The organism is Streptomyces cinnamoneus, from assembly GCF_014650495.1.
GTDB classification, from domain to species: domain Bacteria; phylum Actinomycetota; class Actinomycetes; order Streptomycetales; family Streptomycetaceae; genus Streptomyces; species Streptomyces cinnamoneus.
In genome coordinates this window covers 1-528 of the sequence record NZ_BMVB01000097.1, presented here as the reverse complement: position 1 = coordinate 528, position 528 = coordinate 1, and the positions used below count along the sequence as shown (strand labels likewise).

Annotated in this window: 1 rRNA gene; it reads right to left on the bottom strand. The window is 54.2% G+C overall.

Annotated features, from left to right (window positions below):
• Positions 1-528, bottom strand: a 23S ribosomal RNA gene (locus tag IE182_RS32990); the annotation flags it as partial.

Here is a 528-nt window from a genome sequence, read left to right as displayed (position 1 = left end):
CCTGTTATCCCCGGGGTACCTTTTATCCGTTGAGCGACGGCATTTCCATTCACATACCGCCGGATCACTAACTCCAACTTTCGTTACTGCTCGGACCGTCATCCTCGCAGTTAGGCTGGCTTTTGCGTTTACACTCTGAGGCACGGTTTCCGTCCGTGCTGAGCCAACCTTTGAGCGCCTCCGTTACCTTTTCGGAGGCGACCGCCCCAGTCAAACTGCCCGCCTGACAATGTCCCCCGACCGGATTCACGGTCGCAGGTTAGAATTCCAGAAACCTAAGGGCGGTATCCCAACAACGACTCCGTATAAGCTGACGCTCATACTTCCCAGTCTCCCGCCTATCCTGTACATAGATTTCCGAAACCCAATATCAGGCTACAGTAAAGCTCCATGGGGTCTTTCCGTCTTGCCGCAGGTAACCGGCATCTTCACCGGTACTACAATTTCGCCGGGTGGGTAGTTGAGACAGTGCCCAGATCGTTACGCCATTCGTGCAGGTCGGAACTTACCCGACAAGGAATTTCGCTA